Source organism: Microcoleus sp. B3-A4 (assembly GCF_036705385.1).
Taxonomy (GTDB): domain Bacteria; phylum Cyanobacteriota; class Cyanobacteriia; order Cyanobacteriales; family Microcoleaceae; genus Microcoleus.
The window spans coordinates 1-17,026 of the sequence record NZ_JAUBUI010000042.1 but is presented as its reverse complement, the minus strand read 5'-3'; the positions used below and the strand labels follow the sequence as shown (position 1 = coordinate 17,026).

At 44.8% G+C, this 17,026-nt stretch carries 20 protein-coding genes and 1 riboswitch; of the genes, 10 read left to right on the top strand and 10 right to left on the bottom strand.

The features are described from left to right. Position 1 precedes the first annotated feature (1 nt). A complete protein-coding gene (locus QUB33_RS17395; protein WP_333351914.1) occupies positions 2-610 on the top strand; it encodes a type IV pilin-like G/H family protein in 609 nt (202 codons plus the stop codon). Here the strand turns inward: QUB33_RS17395 and QUB33_RS17390 are convergent. Further along, entirely contained in the window at positions 602-1,876 is a 1,275-nt protein-coding gene (locus QUB33_RS17390) for a serine/threonine-protein kinase (RefSeq protein WP_333351912.1), read from the bottom strand. The genes QUB33_RS17395 and QUB33_RS17390 overlap by 9 nt on opposite strands. Positions 1,877-1,964: 88 nt before the next feature. Further along, positions 1,965-3,950: a serine/threonine-protein kinase gene (locus QUB33_RS17385; RefSeq protein WP_333351909.1), complete on the bottom strand. Its 1,986-nt coding sequence runs from the start codon at positions 3,948-3,950 to the stop codon at positions 1,965-1,967. A 269-nt stretch (positions 3,951-4,219) separates the two neighbouring features. After that, positions 4,220-4,366: riboswitch (cobalamin riboswitch) on the top strand. Between the two features lie 22 nt (positions 4,367-4,388). Between QUB33_RS17385 and QUB33_RS17380 the strand changes: the two genes are divergently transcribed. From QUB33_RS17380 to QUB33_RS17365, 4 genes are all read left to right on the top strand, one after another. Continuing rightward, the gene (locus tag QUB33_RS17380; protein ID WP_333351907.1) at positions 4,389-4,799 is read left to right on the top strand and encodes a DUF1636 domain-containing protein; all 411 of its coding nucleotides are present in this window, start codon (positions 4,389-4,391) and stop codon (positions 4,797-4,799) included. A gap of 190 nt (positions 4,800-4,989) precedes the next feature. Then, entirely contained in the window at positions 4,990-6,024 is a 1,035-nt protein-coding gene (gene cobW, locus QUB33_RS17375; RefSeq protein ID WP_333351905.1) for a cobalamin biosynthesis protein CobW, read from the top strand. Positions 6,025-6,205: 181 nt separating this feature from the next. Continuing rightward, on the top strand, positions 6,206-7,177 hold the full coding sequence (locus QUB33_RS17370; RefSeq protein WP_333351903.1) for a GTP-binding protein: 972 nt from the start codon (positions 6,206-6,208) through the stop codon (positions 7,175-7,177). Between the two features lie 137 nt (positions 7,178-7,314). Next, entirely contained in the window at positions 7,315-8,403 is a 1,089-nt protein-coding gene (locus QUB33_RS17365) for a WD40 repeat domain-containing protein (RefSeq protein WP_333351901.1), read from the top strand. Between the two features lie 261 nt (positions 8,404-8,664). Here the strand turns inward: QUB33_RS17365 and QUB33_RS17360 are convergent, their stop codons facing one another. Further along, a complete protein-coding gene (locus tag QUB33_RS17360; RefSeq protein ID WP_333351899.1) occupies positions 8,665-9,501 on the bottom strand; it encodes a metal ABC transporter permease in 837 nt (278 codons plus the stop codon). A gap of 157 nt (positions 9,502-9,658) precedes the next feature. Continuing rightward, complete coding sequence (locus tag QUB33_RS17355; RefSeq protein ID WP_333351897.1) at positions 9,659-10,378, bottom strand: metal ABC transporter ATP-binding protein; 720 nt, start codon at positions 10,376-10,378, stop codon at positions 9,659-9,661. A 90-nt stretch (positions 10,379-10,468) separates the two neighbouring features. Between QUB33_RS17355 and QUB33_RS17350 the strand changes: the two genes are divergently transcribed. Continuing rightward, a complete protein-coding gene (locus QUB33_RS17350; RefSeq protein ID WP_333351895.1) occupies positions 10,469-11,542 on the top strand; it encodes a metal ABC transporter solute-binding protein, Zn/Mn family in 1,074 nt (357 codons plus the stop codon). Between the two features lie 113 nt (positions 11,543-11,655). On the opposite strand, the gene QUB33_RS17345 is transcribed toward QUB33_RS17350, so the two are convergent. Further along, entirely contained in the window at positions 11,656-11,916 is a 261-nt protein-coding gene (locus QUB33_RS17345) for a DUF7219 family protein (RefSeq protein WP_333351893.1), read from the bottom strand. Between the two features lie 289 nt (positions 11,917-12,205). Further along, the gene (locus QUB33_RS17340; RefSeq protein WP_333351891.1) at positions 12,206-12,373 is read right to left on the bottom strand and encodes a metallothionein; all 168 of its coding nucleotides are present in this window, start codon (positions 12,371-12,373) and stop codon (positions 12,206-12,208) included. 146 nt (positions 12,374-12,519) lie between these two features. On the opposite strand from QUB33_RS17340, the gene QUB33_RS17335 reads away from it, so the two are divergent. Then, entirely contained in the window at positions 12,520-12,930 is a 411-nt protein-coding gene (locus QUB33_RS17335) for a metalloregulator ArsR/SmtB family transcription factor (protein WP_333351889.1), read from the top strand. A gap of 121 nt (positions 12,931-13,051) precedes the next feature. Here QUB33_RS17335 and QUB33_RS17330 read toward each other — a convergent pair whose 3' ends face one another. The 3 genes from QUB33_RS17330 to QUB33_RS17320 form a co-directional block, all read right to left on the bottom strand. Next, a complete protein-coding gene (locus QUB33_RS17330; protein ID WP_333107044.1) occupies positions 13,052-13,249 on the bottom strand; it encodes a heavy-metal-associated domain-containing protein in 198 nt (65 codons plus the stop codon). Positions 13,250-13,423: 174 nt separating this feature from the next. Beyond that, the gene (gene aroF, locus QUB33_RS17325) at positions 13,424-14,326 is read right to left on the bottom strand and encodes a 3-deoxy-7-phosphoheptulonate synthase (RefSeq protein ID WP_333351887.1); all 903 of its coding nucleotides are present in this window, start codon (positions 14,324-14,326) and stop codon (positions 13,424-13,426) included. Between the two features lie 100 nt (positions 14,327-14,426). Then, positions 14,427-14,639, bottom strand: a complete 213-nt coding sequence (locus QUB33_RS17320; RefSeq protein ID WP_333351885.1) for a hypothetical protein — start codon at positions 14,637-14,639, stop codon at positions 14,427-14,429. Positions 14,640-14,867: 228 nt separating this feature from the next. Between QUB33_RS17320 and QUB33_RS17315 the strand changes: the two genes are divergently transcribed. The 3 genes from QUB33_RS17315 to QUB33_RS17305 are packed head-to-tail and all read left to right on the top strand — an operon-like array spanning position 14,868 to position 15,751. Further along, complete coding sequence (locus tag QUB33_RS17315) at positions 14,868-15,083, top strand: plasmid partition protein ParG (protein WP_333351883.1); 216 nt, start codon at positions 14,868-14,870, stop codon at positions 15,081-15,083. A gap of 55 nt (positions 15,084-15,138) precedes the next feature. Continuing rightward, positions 15,139-15,354 carry a hypothetical protein gene (locus QUB33_RS17310; RefSeq protein WP_333351881.1) on the top strand — a complete coding sequence of 72 codons (216 nt, stop codon included), beginning with the start codon at positions 15,139-15,141 and terminating at the stop codon, positions 15,352-15,354. Next, entirely contained in the window at positions 15,344-15,751 is a 408-nt protein-coding gene (locus QUB33_RS17305; RefSeq protein WP_333351879.1) for a hypothetical protein, read from the top strand. Before QUB33_RS17310 ends, QUB33_RS17305 begins: the two co-directional genes overlap by 11 nt. A 270-nt stretch (positions 15,752-16,021) precedes the next feature. Here the strand turns inward: QUB33_RS17305 and QUB33_RS17300 are convergent, their stop codons facing one another. Continuing rightward, positions 16,022-16,786 (bottom strand): sulfotransferase domain-containing protein, encoded by a 765-nt coding sequence (locus tag QUB33_RS17300; RefSeq protein ID WP_333351877.1) that lies wholly within the window; start codon positions 16,784-16,786, stop codon positions 16,022-16,024. Between the last annotated feature and the right edge of the window lie 240 nt (positions 16,787-17,026).

Genomic DNA, 17,026 nt, shown 5'->3' with positions numbered 1-17,026 from the left:
TATGACAGTTAAAAAAATGTCCACAGATATCGATAAAATAAGTAAAAAAATCAGATTTTTAGTATCCAGTGTGCTGGTACGGACTGTAATTTACAGCGGTTTTATGGCTGGCCTACTAGCATCTTTTTACAATTTCCAACTTAACACTATTAAAATCTTAAGTAGTGGCAAATCTTGGGCAGCAGAATCAGATATGGCTTCGATCAATAAAGCGCAGGAAGATTACTATGCAAAAAATAACAAATTTAGTGATTCCCTGGAAGGGTTGGGTCTACAAGATGGCGGCAGAGATAACTATAGGCGTCAAATTCAGTCATCATTAATGAAGCCAGTTCAAACGTTGGAGAATAAGCGCGAACCAGCACAATTTGAAACCGCGATCGCGATTGCTATACCTCTGGATTACTCTATGGAAGAGGAAAAAGACTACGGTGCAGTATACATAGGAGCAGTATTTGCTTTCCAAAAAGATGTTAGCAATCAACTAACAACTATTTCAGCCATCTGCCAAAGCGAGCCGCAAAAGGAGGGCTATCGAAGCAATCCGACGCAGCCCACTTTTGACGGCACAGAAATTCACTGCCCGCCCGGTACACATATTTTAAGGTAATACCTTTAAACTATTTTGCGCCATTCTTTGATTGTCTAAATAAAATTTAAACTTCCAATTCCCAGGCTTGGCATCCTTTGTAAAATTGTACCCGCACCAAGTATTTAGTCGATCTGCGGTTGTTCTTAAACGAGATATACCCTGGGCTGCCAATTTTCCTTGAGAGTCAAATACCCTACAAATACCTTCATATTCTCCCTTTGACAAGTTAGTGACACTGACAGCAAAATAGACTTTCTGCTGTTTTTTTAAAGACACAAAATCTATAATTTGTTGGGATTTTAGTTCGCTAGTTAACATCACTTGAGTCACAGGTTTTAAATTTTGTTGGCTGGTTTCTGGTTGGGATTTAACTACTTGTTGAAGTTCAGGATATTTCAAAATAAACGGGAGAAAAATAGCAGCACTTGCTGTCAATAATCCGACTGACATCAACGCAAGTTTTGACTTATTGCGCTGGCGAACTACCTTCAGGGGAATTAAATCATTGAGGGCTGCATCTGCGGAAGCATAGCGGTGTTTGAAATTAGGTTGCACCATTTTTTGCAGCCATTCAAGAAATTGTGGAGTTAGCTGCGGTAAGCGATGTTTAAAATTAATCCGCCCCGTGTCGTCCATCAAGCTGCCAATTTCGGTAGAATTGATGCCGATTAGCAAGCAAATTAGCGTGGCGCCAAGACTGTATAAATCGGATGCGACTGTTAGCTGGCGGTTGAACATTTGTTCTGGCGGCATAAAGCCCAAAGTGCCTTTAACAACGCTGCTGGCCGCCACTTCTCCCCCGCCGATTCTAGCAAATCCGAAATCGACAAGGCTGACATTGAGGCGATCGTCCACCAAGATATTTTCCGGCTTTAAATCTCGGTGGATAACTGGCGGCACCCGGTTTTGCAGGTATTTGAGTATTTCTAAGACAGAGATAGCAATTTGCTTGGTTTTTTGCGGTGTTTGCTGCGGCAAAGTTGCGAGGGAATTAGCATTTTTGTATTCCTGTACCATGCAGAAACCCGATGCAGTTTGGAAAGAATCTAAATAACGGGGAATGTTGGGGTTATCGAGTGCCCGCAAAATCTGAATTTCTTTTTCATAAGCTTGATATTCCGCCCAATTAGCACCAGTCTGGGCAAATTGAAATTGTTTGACAACGACGGAACGTTGAGTATTAATTTCAGTAGCGAGATAAGTAACTCTACCACCCGCGCGGTTGTGTCCGAGTTCGCGAGTTACTTGATAGCCGTAGTTGGAAAAATCAGGAAAATCATTCATAGCTTCGCAATCACAACTTCAGTTACAAAAAGGTTAGATTTTTCGGACTTCAGTCCTCAAAAAATCAGCAAAACAAGCGAGCAATTATTTAAGGTTTAATTAAACTTGCTTGTAATTTGCGATAATTAGCAAGGATTCTATTCGGCTTAAAAACAATCATCTCAAGTAATGGAATAGCAGTGACAGCTAAAGAGGCGATTGTCGCTCCTCCTACAGCTACTATTTCCATTGGTTCAACCCATTCTCGCTGAGCGACAACGTTTAAAAACAGTCGAAATGCTACTGCCAAGCTAGTACAAAATCCGGCAACTAGAAAATCTTTTTTGTTGCGCTCTATGTTAATAATTCTTCTCAGGGTAGTCTGCTCGTCAATCCGATTATGAAAAATCGTATAAACTATCATGCAACACAAATTGGTTAGCAAAATAAAAAATGCTGCAAAAAATGCTGCCCAGGAATCCTCGATCATTGCCCCGAGAATAAGCAATGCAAATAATAAAAATTGCCCGATAATAGCAATAGTCATAGCCAAAGCCCTATTCATCATACTTCCAAGTGCAGCTCCACATAAACTAAAGAATATCGGCGCAATTACCATCCCGATCGAGGCAGCAATTGATAGAATTGTATTGTTCGACTGGGGGAAATTACCAATAACTTCAATAAAACCAGACTTAACAAAAAAATATAATAAAATTAATCCTATTAGCGAGCCCAATAATCCTCCTACCCAAGTTTTTTTATTTCCATGTGATTCTGCTAAGAGTGTGATTTCAGCAACGGCAAATCCATAGACTAAGCTCATAATAATACCGAAAGCAATGTCATAGGCATCGCCCCTATTAAAGAGAAAGCCGAATAAGACAAAGCAGCAGATAAAAATCAAGTTGCCCTTAGACAATAAAGTAGTTAGTTCGGGTAGGGGGAGGGGACCTGTTGTGACTTGGATTTTGAGTTTATAAGTATCAGGTTCGGAATTAGTATGCAAGATTATATAGCGCTCATAAGCTTGACTGGCTAGCAATTGTTTGGTATCAACTAGGATTTTGCAAGCAACATTATTGCTCTCAAATTTCTGCGGCTCAAACGATATCCAAGGGTGGTCGTAAGGTGTGTGTGGCGGGTCGTTCGGATGCGCGGTCACTTCCCATCTGCCCGCAAGCATTGTATCTGGAATTGGGTTGCTAATTTCGATTATTTCTGTTATTGTTTCTCCCAATTCTGTAGCGGTTAATTCCAGGCGATCGCGATTACTTCTGACTTTCGGCAAGCGGGTAACATCCAGAGATTCCAGAACGGCTAAAGCATCAGCCGCTGACTTGTATCGGTCTTGCAGTCTCGGTGCTACCATCCTTTCCAGCCAGTTCATCCAACCCTGCTGCAACGGCGGTACTAAATGCCGATAATGAATGCTATAATTAGCATCGATCAAGTTGCCGACATCCGCAGATTTTGTCCCAGTTAACAAAGAAATCAGCGTTATGCCCAAGCCGTAAAGGTCGGATGCTTTTGTTAATTCTCGGTTGAACATTTGTTCCGGTGGCATGAACCCCATCGTGCCTTTTACGACGCTGCTAGCCACGATATTTCCCCCTCCTAGCCGAGCAAAACCGAAGTCTACTAAATAAACATTTAGTTCGTCATCTATTAACAAGTTTTCTGGCTTAATGTCGCGGTGAATAATCGGCGGTTTCTGAGATTGCAGGTCAACTAAAATCTCTAAAGTTGCGATCGCAATTTGCTTGATATCCGGCGGGGAAAAAGTCCGCATGACCGCAGATTCGGCATTTTTGTATTCCTGCACCATGCAGAAACCGCTGTCAGTTTGAAAAGAAGCGAGATAGCGGGGAATGCCCGGAAAATCCAGATTTTGCAAAACTTTAATTTCTTGTTCGTAAGCTTCGTATTCTGTCCAGCTAGCACCTAATTGAGCGAATTGAAATTGCTTAATTACAACTAATTTTTGAGTATTCGTATTTTTCGCTAAGTATGTAACTCTGCCGCCGAGACTGTTGTGTCCGAGTTCTTTTTCAATCTGATAGCCGTGAGTGGAAAAATCGGGGAAGGCGTTCATATAGTTTGTAGTAATGTTCTTGTGGGAGGGGCTTCTAGCCCGTCATTAACAGGCAAGATGCCTGTTACACAAACAGTGAATTTTTTTTGGATGGGTTTCTATCCTGTCGGCAACAGGCAAGATGCCTGTTCCACAAAGAGTTATTTTTTTGGGTGGGTTTCTATCCTGTCGGCAACAGGCAAGATGCCTGTTCCACAAAGAGTTATTTTTTTTTTGATGGATCGAGATTACCAACATAACTTTTTTACAAAAAGGCGGCAAGTGCGGTATGATGTGATTTCGCGATCGGTTCTAGCGGGGAGCAGCCGTTAGAGGAAACGGGGAAAGTTCGGTGCAAGTCCGGCGCTGTCCCGCAACTGTAATGAAACCGTTGTGGTTTCTCAAGTCAGAATGCCCGCCGATATCTAACTCACTTTTGAACGCATCTGCGAGGTACGGATGATGGATGGAATTAACACGGCTGTACGCACAAAGCACAGTCTATTTGTTTGCACTGCTTGCGCTAGTGTTTGGAAAAACGGCAAGCGCGAAGGTAAAAGCGGCGGTCAACAATTTATGGAAAATTTGTCGAAACTCGCTAAAGATTGGGAGTTTTTTGATAAGTTTGAGATTCAAGAGGTTGAGTGCATGAGTGCTTGCAGTCACTCTTGTGCGGTGTCTTTTGCTGCTGTTGGAAAGTACACTTATCTGTTTGGCGATTTACCAGCAAATGAGTCGGAAAGCGTCGAGGCGGTACTCGAATGCGCGGGTCAATACTATGCTAAACCGGACGGTTTGTTGCCTTGGTCTGAGCGTCCTCAAGCTCTGAAAAAAGGTGTTTTAGCAAAGATTCCACCACTACCAAATTAGATAGCTTTGTAGTAAGGACTTTAGTTTTTTCCTTATCGTTCCTAGGCTTTGCCTGGTAACGCATACGCAGAGGCTCTGCCTCGTATTAAAAGCGCTCCTTTATTCCAGCGAGGCAGAGCCTCTAGATTAGTATTCCCAGGCAGAGCCTCGGAACGAGATATCCCATCACCAAATAAGCATAAAACTATCAATGCACAAAATTCCTGTTACTGTCATCACTGGTTTTCTCGGTAGCGGCAAAACTACCTTAATTCGCCACTTATTGCAAAATAATCAAGGTCGCCGGATTGCTGTTCTGGTTAACGAATTTGGCGAAATCGGTATTGACGGAGAATTGCTGCGCGATTGCCAAGTTTGCGAGGAAGAAGAAAATGTCAGCAGCAACATTGTAGAACTAACAAATGGTTGTCTTTGCTGCACTGTTCAAGAGGAATTCTTGCCGACTATGCAGGAATTGTTGAAGCGCAGAGAACAAATTGATTGTATTTTAATTGAGACTTCTGGCCTCGCACTTCCTAAACCTTTGATTCAAGCTTTTCGCTGGCCGGAAATTCGCACCGGTGCTACAGTGGACGGTGTTGTTGCTGTTGTCGATTGCGAAGCTGTTGCTAGCGGTACTTTTGTTGGTGATATTGATGCTTTGATGGCACAGCGACAGGCTGATTCTAGTTTAGATCACGAAACTCCGATCGAGGAATTGTTTGAAGACCAGTTAGCCTGTGCCGATATGGTACTTTTAACGAAGGTCGATCGCGTAGATGCTGAAACTCACCAGAAAGTCCAAAGCTGGTTGCAACAAGAGTTGCGTCCGAGTGTGAAAATTGTTCCCTGCAAAGGTGGCGAAATTAACCCTGATGTGCTAATGGGATTTAATGCGGCGGTTGAGGATGATTTGGAGTCTCGCCCGAGTCACCACGACACTGAGGAAGAACACGAGCACGATGATGATATCAACTCGACTTTCTTTATTGCCGATCGCGAATTTGAACCTGAAGCATTGGTGAAAAAACTGCAATCCTTGATGCAGCAGGAGGAAATCTATCGGATTAAAGGGTTTGTGGCGGTTCCCAAGAAACCGATGAGGATGGTGTTGCAAGGTGTGGGCTCGCGCATAGAATATTTTTACGATCGCCCTTGGCAACCTTCGGAACTCCGCCAAACCAAATTAGTGCTGATCGGTCGAGAGTTAGATCGCGATCGAATTGCAGCTATGATTAACAACTAATTGTCCTCTGAGAGGGGCGGGTTTATCGATATTTTGAATGGCAGCAAATATTATTGGTAAAAGTCGCCCCTACAAGCTCTCACCAACAATTTATTAACATTATTTAATATGTTGCTGCTGCCAGCTTGCCTGGTGTACAATAGCGATAATGGTTATCATTGTACAATAATCGAGGTAAAGTATGGTGACTGCTGGGGCGATCGAATCAGTTCCTGTTACCGTTCTCACGGGTTATCTTGGCGCAGGCAAAACTACGCTACTGAACCGCATTTTAACACAGGAACACGGCAAAAAAGTTGCAGTCATCGTCAACGAATTCGGCGAAGTAGGTATCGACAACCAACTAATAATTGATGCCGATGAAGAAATTTTTGAGATGAACAACGGCTGCATTTGCTGTACAGTCCGAGGCGATTTAATTCGGATTATCGGTAACTTAATGAAGCGGCGCGACAAATTCGATCACATAGTCATCGAAACCACAGGTTTAGCCGACCCCGCACCCGTAATTCAGACATTTTTTGTAGACGAAGATATGCGGGACAAATTACTGCTAGATGCAGTTGTCACCGTCGTCGATGCCAAGCACATCTGGCAGCACTGGGACGCAGACGAAGCTCAAGAACAAATTGCCTTCGCTGATGTAGTTTTGCTCAACAAAACTGATTTAGTGACAGAAGAAGAATTGGCAGAATTAGAAAAGCGAATTCGCGCCATGAATGCAATGGCTAAAATTTACCGCACCCGCAACGCTGAATTAGAAATGAATGCTTTGTTGGGCGTCAAAGCATTTGATTTGAACCGGGCATTAGAAATCGAACCCGACTTTTTGGGCGAACACACTCACGAACACGACGAAACTGTTACCTCAGTAGCAATAGTAGAATCCGGCGCCATTGACGGCAACAAATTTAGCGATTGGATTGAGGAATTGTTGCGAACTCAAGGCCCGAATATCTTTCGGACTAAAGGCATTTTGAATGTCGCCGGAGACAACAAGCGATTTGTTTTCCAAGGAGTACACATGGTGTTTGATGGCAGACCAGATAGACCTTGGAAAGCTACCGAAACTCCGAAAAACGAGCTTGTATTCATCGGTCGCAACTTAAACGAAAATCAATTGCGAGAGGATTTTCGTAAGTGCTTGGTTTAACTGACATCTTGAAGCATTTTCAATAAGTCTTTTAGGAACAGGCAAGATGCCTGTTCCACAAGAATAAAATTCATCTCTTGTGGAACGGGCATCTTGCCCGTTCTTAACAATAGTGCAACATCTCTGATTCAATAAATATGGGTAACAAAAAGACAAATAAAAGTGAACAAACCCTGGAATTTCATGCCGAAGCAATGCTGTCTGACTACGTAACTGCTGTTACTTGGTCGCCGGATGGCACAACTTTAGGAGTCTGTTCTGCTGCCGGCGAAGTGATGCTGGCGAAAGTAGGGGCAGTTAATGAATTGTCCTTGCAAACGCTACAAAGTGCCACGGGTAAATCAGCCGATTGCTTGTCTTTTTCCCGCGACAGTCAATTCCTAGCTGCTGGCGGACAAGATGGAAAAGTCCGAATTTGGCGCGTTAATTCTGGGGAATTAATTGCTGATTTGGATAACCAGCGCGTCTGGGTTGACAAGTTAGCTTGGAGTCCCAACTGCAACCAGTTAGCATTCAGTATGGGCCGCTACGTTCAAGTATGGAATGCTGAGGATAATGTTGTTGAAGTAACGCTGAATTTCGACTCATCATCTATCTTCGATTTAGCATGGCATCCTATGGTTCAATATCTGGCAGTTAGTGGCTATCAAGGTGTCAAAGTTTGGCATGGCGAAGACTGGGACGAAGACCCGGAAATTTTATCAGTACCCTCCGCAACAGGTGCAGTTTCTTGGTCGCCACAAGGGGAATTTTTAGCTTGCGGCAATATGGACAATACTCTAATTGTTAATGAATGGGGCAATTTTGAACCCTGGGTAATGCAGGGTTTTCCGGGGAAAGTTCGGCAGTTAGCTTGGTCGGATAAAACTAATTCCTTGGGTGCGCCTTTGTTAGCTGCTGCGAGTTCGGAAGGCATTTCGGTGTGGGAAAAACACGCTGATGAAAGTGTCGGTTGGGATTCTTGGGGGTTAGAAGTTCATGAAAAAGTGGTAAATGCGATCGCGTTTCAACCTAACACATTTTTATTAGCTTCCGCAGCCGCAGACGGTCAAGTTTGTTTGTGGGACGAAGCAGAACAATTGCTGCAAATTCTAGAAGGTGCAGAGGGCGGTTTTTCCTGTCTCGCATGGCATCCCGAAGGTCAGTTTCTGGTCGCGGGCGGCTGTGGAGGTGAATTGCTGGTTTGGTCACAATCTATGGGCAGCAAAGGGTTCGGGGGGCCTTAAGTTCGCACAGCGATCGCACCAGTTTGACCACAACATAAAAATTGAAAACTTGGTCTTGACAAAATGCTAGATTACAATAACATTTTAGTGGCTGCACTATCCTCAAAGGCGATCGACAATTGTCACTCAACAGCAATTTCTCGAACAACTCCACAGTATTCTCGACCAAAACCACCTGCTGAAACACCCGTTCTACCAAATGTGGAACGAAGGTAAACTCGACCTCGCAATCGCACAACAGATAGAGTGCGTCCAGGACTGTTATCCTCTCTTTCTTGTCAAAATTCCTTGACTGGGACTCAACAGCAAAGCCACTAAAAATAACCCAAAAACAACTAATACAATTGCCGCTCCAGATGGCATATTCAAATAATAGCTGAGGTACATACCAGTCACGCTAGCTGTACTCCCAATGATGGCTCCTAATCCCATCATTAAATGTAGCTCCTTTACCAACAAATACGCGGTTATTCCCGGCCCGATTAACAGAGAAATTACTAACAGCGCACCCACAGTTTGCAAACTCGCAACAATCGTCAGGGTAATCGCCGAAATCATCCCCAAATAAATCCAGTTTACAGGCAAACCGGACGCTTGCGCCCCCAGCGGGTCAAAAGTATAAAAGAGCAATTCTTTGTAAAGGAGTTTAACCCCTACCAAAATAATCAAAGTTATGACCAAAGTCTGCTGCACGTCAGCAGGTGCAACTGACAAGATATTCCCGAACAGAAAACCGTCTAAATCTAATTTGGTTGTCCGCAACAGGCTAATCAGCGTGACGCTAATTGCTAAGAATGTAGATAAAATTAATGCCATTACAGCATCAATTTTTAAACGAGATTGTGATTGAATCCACGCCATAATCACAGCGCTGATAATTCCCGATATAAACGCGCCAATCGAAATATTGAAACCTAAAGAAAAAGCCACCGGCAATCCTGCTAATACCGAATGGGCAATCATGTCAACCATCATTCCCATTTGCTGTACAATTAAGTAGGAACCGACAACGGCGCAGAGAATTCCTAGCAAAATGCCGACGGCGATCGCATTTCGCATGAACTCGAACTGTAGTGGCTCAATTAGTAGGTTTAACATTGAATTAGGTCAATAATAGGTTTTTCAACTACAATCAACTGCACAGGCGGGACGCCCGTGCCACAATCAACTGCACAGGCGGGACGCCCGTGCCACAATCAACTGCACAGGCGGGACGCCCGTGTCACAATCAATTTTAAAGATATTTTTTTTTTGCTTACGCTGAAACTAAACTTAAATCGTATCCATAGGCTTTTTGAATATTGGCTGCCGTGAGGACTTCCCGGCAGGAACCAGTTGCAATTAAATGCTTATTTAGCAACAATAAATTGTCGTACTGTTTTAAAGTTTTGCCTAAATCGTGGCTGATTACTAGCAATGTTTTATTTTCTGATTTCAATTCGGCAAAAATATCGAAAATAATCTCTTCGGTTGCTTTGTCGATCGCGTTAAAAGGCTCGTCGAAAAAGAATAAATCGGCTTGTTGCGCGATCGACCTTGCTAAGAAAATCCGCTGCTGCTGCCCGCCAGACAGTTCGCCAATTTGCCGAGCGCGCAAATCCCACATTCCCACCCGCAGCAAAGCAGCTTTCACCAATTCTTGCGACTGCTTCGAGGGCGATCGAAACCAACCAGTCTGGACGGTTCGCGCCATCATCACCGCATTCCACACCGTAATCGGATAATCCCAGTCAATTTGCGATCGCTGCGGCACATAAGCCACCCGCGACAACTGTTCCTTCAGCAGTCGCCCCTGATATTTCACCAAACCCCGACAGGCCGGGATCAATCCCAGCATCGCTTTCACCATCGTGCTTTTCCCTGCGCCGTTGGGGCCGAACACACCGGTTAATTGTCCGGGATCTAACTGGAAATTCACGCTGTTGAGGGCCGCAATTCCGCGATAATTGACAGCCAAGTCTTGCACTTCTAGCATAATTAGAGATTTTGAGAACGATTCTTGTTCGTAGCTACTAGAATAGGATAACTCGAAAAAGCAATAACGATTATCGTTCCAAAGGTGAAAATGTTAACGAACTGGGCTGGAAAAACTGGCAGATTGTGGGGCGCGGCTGTTTTGGCAATTGGCTGCGGGCTGGTTGGGTGCAGTGGAGGACAGAACGCAAGCCGGGCGCCAGAGAGTCCCGCCACAACTCAAACTCAAGCCAGTCCCGTCGCCAACTTGCCCAAAGTCGTCGCCACGACAGGCGTTATCTGCGACCTAACTAAAGAAATCGCTCAAAGTTCGATCGACACCACCTGTCTAATCAAGCCGGGAGACGATCCCCACGCCTATCAAACCAAGCCGGAAGACCGCAAAGCGATTGAAACAGCAAATCTGATTTTATACGGCGGCTACAACCACGAACCCAGCATCATTAAATTAATTCAATCCAGCAGTAATTCCGCACGCAAAATCGCCGTACACGAACTCGCAGTTCCCAAACCCCTGATAGGCAAAGACGAGCACGAACACGGCGAAGAGAAAACGGCAAACCAATCCCATGCAGAAGGCGAAAAAGTCCCTGACCCTCACGTTTGGCATAACCCTCAAAATGGCATCCGTATGGTAAAAACAATTCGGGATGAATTGATCAAAGTTTCCCCCACCAATGCTCAACTTTATACAAACAATGCGGCAAGCTTAACAGATGAGTTGCAAAAAATAGATACTTGGATAAAAGCTCAGATTGCGACTATTCCCGCCCAAAAACGGAAGTTAGTCACAACTCACGATGCTCTGAGTTACTATGCCGATGCTTACGGTTTGGAGATTGCTGGAGCTTTGCAGGGTGTGACAACAGAGGAACAGCCCACAGCAGCAAGAATTGCCGAATTGTCCTCAGAAATTAAGGCCGCAGGAGTTCCGACAATTTTTGCCGAAACTACAACTAATCCGAAGTTGATGGAGACTGTGGCGAGGGAGGCAAATGTCGAAATTTCCGACAAGGAACTTTACAGCGACGAGTTAGGCGGCCTCGGCACCGGTGCTGATACATATCAGGGAATGCTGAAAACTAATACTTGCGCGATTATTTCTGGCCTCGGTGGCAATTGTACTTCCTTTGCAGGAGAAACTTCACCAAATCCCAAACCATAGAATTTCTAAAGTGCGCCTAGCAAGCACCTTACATTTGCGGGGTACACAGCAAAACGCAGCGCTCCCAATCGCAGGGGTTTTCGATTGCAAACGCTGCGTTTGCAGCGATGACTTTAAGGTGAATTTTTCTCCTCGGTACTGGGGGGTTTTTGACCAATTCCCAATTGCTTTTTAGAGGATTTTAAGTCTTTCCAAAGCGCCTTAATATCTTTATAGGCTTTCTCAGCGCTAATTTTTCCCCCGGTTTCCAGCGAGCAAATATAAGTTATTTTCTGAGCAAACTCCTGCAAGTTGGCATTAAACGCCAAGTTTTCTGGCGTGAAATCACCGTAGTAGCGATTGCGAGGATGTAAAAAATCTTCCCGCTCTTTCATTGCCCCCTCCTAATTAAACTTTTGGTATTCAACTTTTGGTTCGGTCTCTGTTTTTAATAGCACTATTGGTACTCAGTATCGCGGCGCTAACTTGCTTCTATTGTATGGCGTAAGTAGCAATTGTGCTTTTTCGCTCTGTATTGAGTCTATTAATGCAATTTTAACCTTAATTTAGCTTTATGTTAACTTTTCTTTAACCTAAAAACGCAAAAAATGGGAAATGCGCTGTTCGCATCTCCCTTTCGATAGATTTTAGAATGGTTGATTAATCTATTTTGCAGCCAAATATTTATTTGTGGCATTCGCAGCCGGTGTGGCCGCAGCCAGTGCCGTTGGGGTGGCCGTCAGCGCAAGCACTGGAACAGTATGTTTTGCCGTCTTTTTCAATGGCTTCACTGGGGCTGACAACGCACGAGCATGAAGGACAGGCACATTTTGTTTGGGTGGCGGTAGTCATTTTAAATTCTCCTGGTGGGGTTGTTTGTCTCTACTAATATCTGAACACATATTCAGACATTAGTCAAGGGAATGTAAAAGTTTTGTTACAAAAGGTTTGCCGATCGCACTAAAATGAAAATGAGAATTAAAACCAGGCGGGAAAAGATGTCACCCAACTCTGCTGTTAATGGAGCGATAAGTCAGCCTCGCGAACAAAACGATACACCAACGTGCGATCCATCGCACCTAGTTGACTGTTTGCGGGCCGGGGACATCCAAACACAAGTTCTCAACACCGCAAAAGCTCAGCGGATGGCAGAGTTTTTCAGTCTTTTGGGAGATGCGAATCGCCTGCGACTGCTGTCGGTTTTGGCAAAACAAGAACTGTGCGTGTGTGACTTAGCTGCGGCGTTGAGTATGAGCGAGTCAGCAGTATCGCACCAGTTGCGGGCATTGCGGGCGATGCGGTTGGTAAGTTACCGCAAGGTTGGGAGACAAGTTTTTTATAGTTTACTTGATCGCCACGTTTTTGAACTTTACCAAGCAGTCGCCGAACACTTAGACGAAGCAGAATAAGCTTTTGGGCATTGGGCATTGGGCATTGATAATGGATTTAAAATTGTGTAGGGGCGGCTTTTACCAATAATTTCAGCCTAAGACCAATAATCTTGTAAACCCGCCCTCACCAAACTCAATATCAATCTTGGACGGTGTGACCCGTAGCAACAACAGCCTGTGTAATTGACTCTTCAGAAGCTTGAGCTTCTACTGTAACAGTCTTAGCTGCGACATCCACATTGACAGTAGCTTCGGAGTCAACAGTTTTGATGGCTTTGGTAATTGTATCACCGCAGCCGGAGCAGACGATCGAGGGAACGTTAAGTAGTATTGCCATAATTAAGCAAATTTTCGTAGATGACAGTATTATTTTTTATTTTAATCTAAATTCGTGAAACACGCGCTGTTCCCGATTGAGGCAGGGGTTTAAGCCCCCTGCCTCAAAGCTCAATTCGGTTAAAACCGACTGTAGAGTTTGACGTTAAAAGTTATAGATTATTTCCTACCAATATCACTTCAAACTTAATACCTCTGAAGGTACATTAATCTCGGGTATGCACCGCCCAACGGCCGCGGCTACAGGCCGCAAACTAACAACTAAATCAACCATATCTGCCAAAGAAAGAGCTTGCCGCGCGTCAGAAACCGATTTTTCCGGTTGCGGGTGACACTCAATAATCAATCCGTCTGCACCGCAAGCAACCGCTGCTTTGGCTAGTGGTGCGACTAATTCTCGCTTGCCGACGGCGTGAGAAGGGTCTACAATTACTGGCAAATGAGTTAACTGTTTCAGCGCTACGACTGCACCTAAATCTAATACATTCCGGGTGTAATTGTCGAAGCTGCGGATGCCTCTTTCGCAGAGAACTACATGAGGATTTCCGTGACTGAGAATGTATTCGGCGGCCATCACAAATTCTTCGATTGTGGCTGACAAGCCGCGTTTTAGCAGGACTGGTTTTCCGGCTTGACCGATCGCCTTTAGTAACTCGAAGTTTTGCATATTCCGACTGCCTAGTTGCAGCATATCAGCATAGGTGACAACTGGCTCGATTTGGGCGATCGACATTACCTCTGTCACGACGGGCAAACGGTAACGCCGGCTGACATCGGCTAAAATTTCGAGTCCCTCAATTCCCATCCCTTGGAAAGCATAGGGAGATGTGCGAGGTTTGTAGACTCCGCCCCGCAAAGCTTGCACGGAGGCGGCGGATAGTTGGCGGGCGACTGTTTCCATTTGTGCGGGACTTTCCACGGTACAGGGGCCGCCGATGATTAATAATTCTTCGCCGCCGACTGAGACTGTTTCTGAGAGTTTGACAATTGTTTGGTGTTCTGGATGAGATTTGGTTACGAGTTTGGCTTCTAACATGGGGGAATTCTCCTGGAATTTTAAGTTGGTGGTTGAGAACAAAAAACCCGGAACTTTTAAGAGTTCCGGGTTCGTGCGAAAAGACAGCGCGACAATTTACCCAGAACTTTTGTTGGGCCAAAAATAAAAGCTGTAGTACCAGTTACTGAATAATGTCATTGCTGTTTTCGCTTGTACTCGATTGGTTGTTGGGGAAAGAAGTAGAAAAAACAAAACCGCAGGTGTTAATCTGCGGTTCGCCCGGATGTTCACAGTGAATTGCCAATTCACTCCGGGCGAACTTGGCTGTACCAAAAATAAAAATAGCTGCTGGCTGTGAACATAGCTGAAGTGCTGCGATTTGTGGATTAAACACAATACTATTCGACAAGCTAGCACAGGGAGAGGGGGATGTCAAGTTATTTTTTGCAAAATGTACGGAAACGGCAATGCCGTTTAACTCGGCGCGGTTGTCGTTTTTTGGCTATGTCTGTTATTATATCGATATAGGGACAAGCCGATAAGTCCTTATATCGACAAGCGACCCTATCCGATCGCGCGCCTGTGTGTCAGGCTAGACACATAGACAAATCGATATAGCGATATGGAAACTTTGAGTACAAGTAAAACTGTGTCTGTAAAAATCTATCTACCTGAAGAGACAAGAGCCAAGTTCAAAGCATCTTGCGCCATGCGTAGCCTCAGCATGAATGAGGTTCTGTTGGAGTACATCGAAACTTGGTTACAGGAAAACGAACCCGTTTTAGAGCCAAAGCCCCAGCGTGTCAAGACGAGCGCCAAAACTGAGGAAACAGACTGATGACCGATCGACTATATCGAATAAATGGCATCCTCGAGCAAACCGCGAGGGACAAATGCTGAGAGATTCAGACAACCCAGAGAAATCTTGGGAGGATTTAGAAGCCGAACTGCTTCCTCAACGTCCTTTTTATGCCCCTGGCGAGACTGAAATTGAAAAAGACCTTTATGCTAAGCGACGATGTGCTGAGCATAAAATGAAGGCTGAAAAACGCCCCGATATTGCAGGCCGTTCTTATTACTACTGCACGGAGACAAATAATGATGACTAACTCGAATTACCGACTGCTACCTGCCAGAGATGAGTATGTCCAAGTGTCTATCTATCTCAATCGGGTGCATTTGGACGGATATACGCCCGATCGCGCGATCGCACAATTGATCGAAATGGGTTATGCTCCTACTTTGCAATATCAGTGGAATCCAAAACGAAATGAGTTTGATTTATTTGCTCTGATTCACGATCGCCCGATTGCCGATTCACTGATGGATAAACAGGCTTGTGATGCTCTCTGGGCTGCTTTTAACGAATCTTCGCTTTACGTGATTGGTTGCGAGGCGGCGCAAAATTCTAACTGGCTAGCGGCACGCAGCTTTGACGATCCGCGCCGTCACGCTACGCCGGAGGAAATCGAGCCTCTGGAAGCAAATGCTACGGCCGCTGCTTAATATTTTAGTCCTGAGCGCAACTGGCACAAAAAAGGTACGTAGTTGCGCTTGGGCGCTCTTAATATCTATGAAAGAGCGCTCTCTTGGCAACTATGTACCTCACAAATCTTTAACTATTGCACACTACGGATATTCGATCGCGCGATTGGGTTGGAGGACAGGGTGCCGTGTCCAAATGGTCTTTTTAGGGGGGATGCGAGGGGGATATGGTCTTGGCTATAAACGAGAGACACAAAGGTTTTTAGGCGATTGTTGACACGAATGACATTATTAATCCCACCCGAAATCTCGATCGCACAATTCGGCTAGTCTTTGGTTGTGCGATCGAAAATATGCTCTCAATTGCTCGTATACTGTCTCGCTGATGGGGGGATATTGGGTGGCGTTGTACTTTTCGTAGGTTTGTAGTTGGTGGGGCGGTAAGTCTAAAAATTCGAGGACGGTGTTGAGGATTTCCGATGGGTGGCTATACAAGTCTTCGCTTTTGAGGATTAAAAGTTGTGATTTGGGAAAAAGTTTCATCCAGGCTGGGAGTTGATCGGCGTAAATGCCGCGGGTTAGATAGCTGTGGTGTTGGTGTTCGTAACTGTAGTAGTTTGGGTTGGCTAGGAGTTTTTCTATTTCGCCTTTGAGTCTTTCGGGCTCGGCGGCGATCGCCTCTTCTAATGAGAGAGATTCGTAGCCTATTTTGATATAGTAATAATAGTGGGAAATTGCCCGCTCTACGGGGTTTCTCAGCAGCGCGATTATTTTAACTTGGGGACATAAATAATAAATTCGCTGGGGAACTTGGGGGTGACAGATGTAGTAGGGGCTGGCTTCTCCGGTTAGTAGATTTTCCCCTGTTTGGGGCTGGGGAAATTGGGAACAGTACCAGTCTGGGCTTTTGTCGAAGTTGAAGTCGAAGTAATGGATTTCTTTTTGGGCGGCGGGGGCGATTTGGGGATGTTGAATTAAGTAATTGTACAGGGATGTTGTGCCGCCTTTCTGGGCACCGATGATGATGAATTCGGGGGGTTTGGGGGGTTGTTTCATGGGTGGGTATGGTAGGTTTATATTTTGCACTTGTACTGACAGTGTTTCGGATTTGGCATTTGTACCGATAGTCCGCCGGCGGTTAAAACCCCTGTCTCCTAGCGCAAGTCCTTTGAAAATGACTGAAGATGTATTTATTTATCTAATATTTTAATATTTGATTAGTCCTCCTAAGAAACTTAATCTAACTGCGGAGTTTTAGCAATTAGCTCAAACCCAAAAGACTCCGCAGTTTTCTCC

Coding starts and splice junctions, on each gene's coding strand:
- QUB33_RS17395 (WP_333351914.1), top strand. CDS start 2: ATGACAGTTAAAAAAATGTCCACAGATATCGATAAAATAAGTAAAAAA.
- QUB33_RS17390 (WP_333351912.1), bottom strand. CDS start 1,876: ATGAATGATTTTCCTGATTTTTCCAACTACGGCTATCAAGTAACTCGC.
- QUB33_RS17385 (WP_333351909.1), bottom strand. CDS start 3,950: ATGAACGCCTTCCCCGATTTTTCCACTCACGGCTATCAGATTGAAAAA.
- QUB33_RS17380 (WP_333351907.1), top strand. CDS start 4,389: ATGATGGATGGAATTAACACGGCTGTACGCACAAAGCACAGTCTATTT.
- cobW (WP_333351905.1), top strand. CDS start 4,990: ATGCACAAAATTCCTGTTACTGTCATCACTGGTTTTCTCGGTAGCGGC.
- QUB33_RS17370 (WP_333351903.1), top strand. CDS start 6,206: ATGGTGACTGCTGGGGCGATCGAATCAGTTCCTGTTACCGTTCTCACG.
- QUB33_RS17365 (WP_333351901.1), top strand. CDS start 7,315: ATGGGTAACAAAAAGACAAATAAAAGTGAACAAACCCTGGAATTTCAT.
- QUB33_RS17360 (WP_333351899.1), bottom strand. CDS start 9,501: ATGTTAAACCTACTAATTGAGCCACTACAGTTCGAGTTCATGCGAAAT.
- QUB33_RS17355 (WP_333351897.1), bottom strand. CDS start 10,378: ATGCTAGAAGTGCAAGACTTGGCTGTCAATTATCGCGGAATTGCGGCC.
- QUB33_RS17350 (WP_333351895.1), top strand. CDS start 10,469: ATGTTAACGAACTGGGCTGGAAAAACTGGCAGATTGTGGGGCGCGGCT.
- QUB33_RS17345 (WP_333351893.1), bottom strand. CDS start 11,916: ATGAAAGAGCGGGAAGATTTTTTACATCCTCGCAATCGCTACTACGGT.
- QUB33_RS17340 (WP_333351891.1), bottom strand. CDS start 12,373: ATGACTACCGCCACCCAAACAAAATGTGCCTGTCCTTCATGCTCGTGC.
- QUB33_RS17335 (WP_333351889.1), top strand. CDS start 12,520: ATGTCACCCAACTCTGCTGTTAATGGAGCGATAAGTCAGCCTCGCGAA.
- QUB33_RS17330 (WP_333107044.1), bottom strand. CDS start 13,249: ATGGCAATACTACTTAACGTTCCCTCGATCGTCTGCTCCGGCTGCGGT.
- QUB33_RS17315 (WP_333351883.1), top strand. CDS start 14,868: ATGGAAACTTTGAGTACAAGTAAAACTGTGTCTGTAAAAATCTATCTA.
- QUB33_RS17310 (WP_333351881.1), top strand. CDS start 15,139: ATGCTGAGAGATTCAGACAACCCAGAGAAATCTTGGGAGGATTTAGAA.
- QUB33_RS17305 (WP_333351879.1), top strand. CDS start 15,344: ATGATGACTAACTCGAATTACCGACTGCTACCTGCCAGAGATGAGTAT.
- QUB33_RS17300 (WP_333351877.1), bottom strand. CDS start 16,786: ATGAAACAACCCCCCAAACCCCCCGAATTCATCATCATCGGTGCCCAG.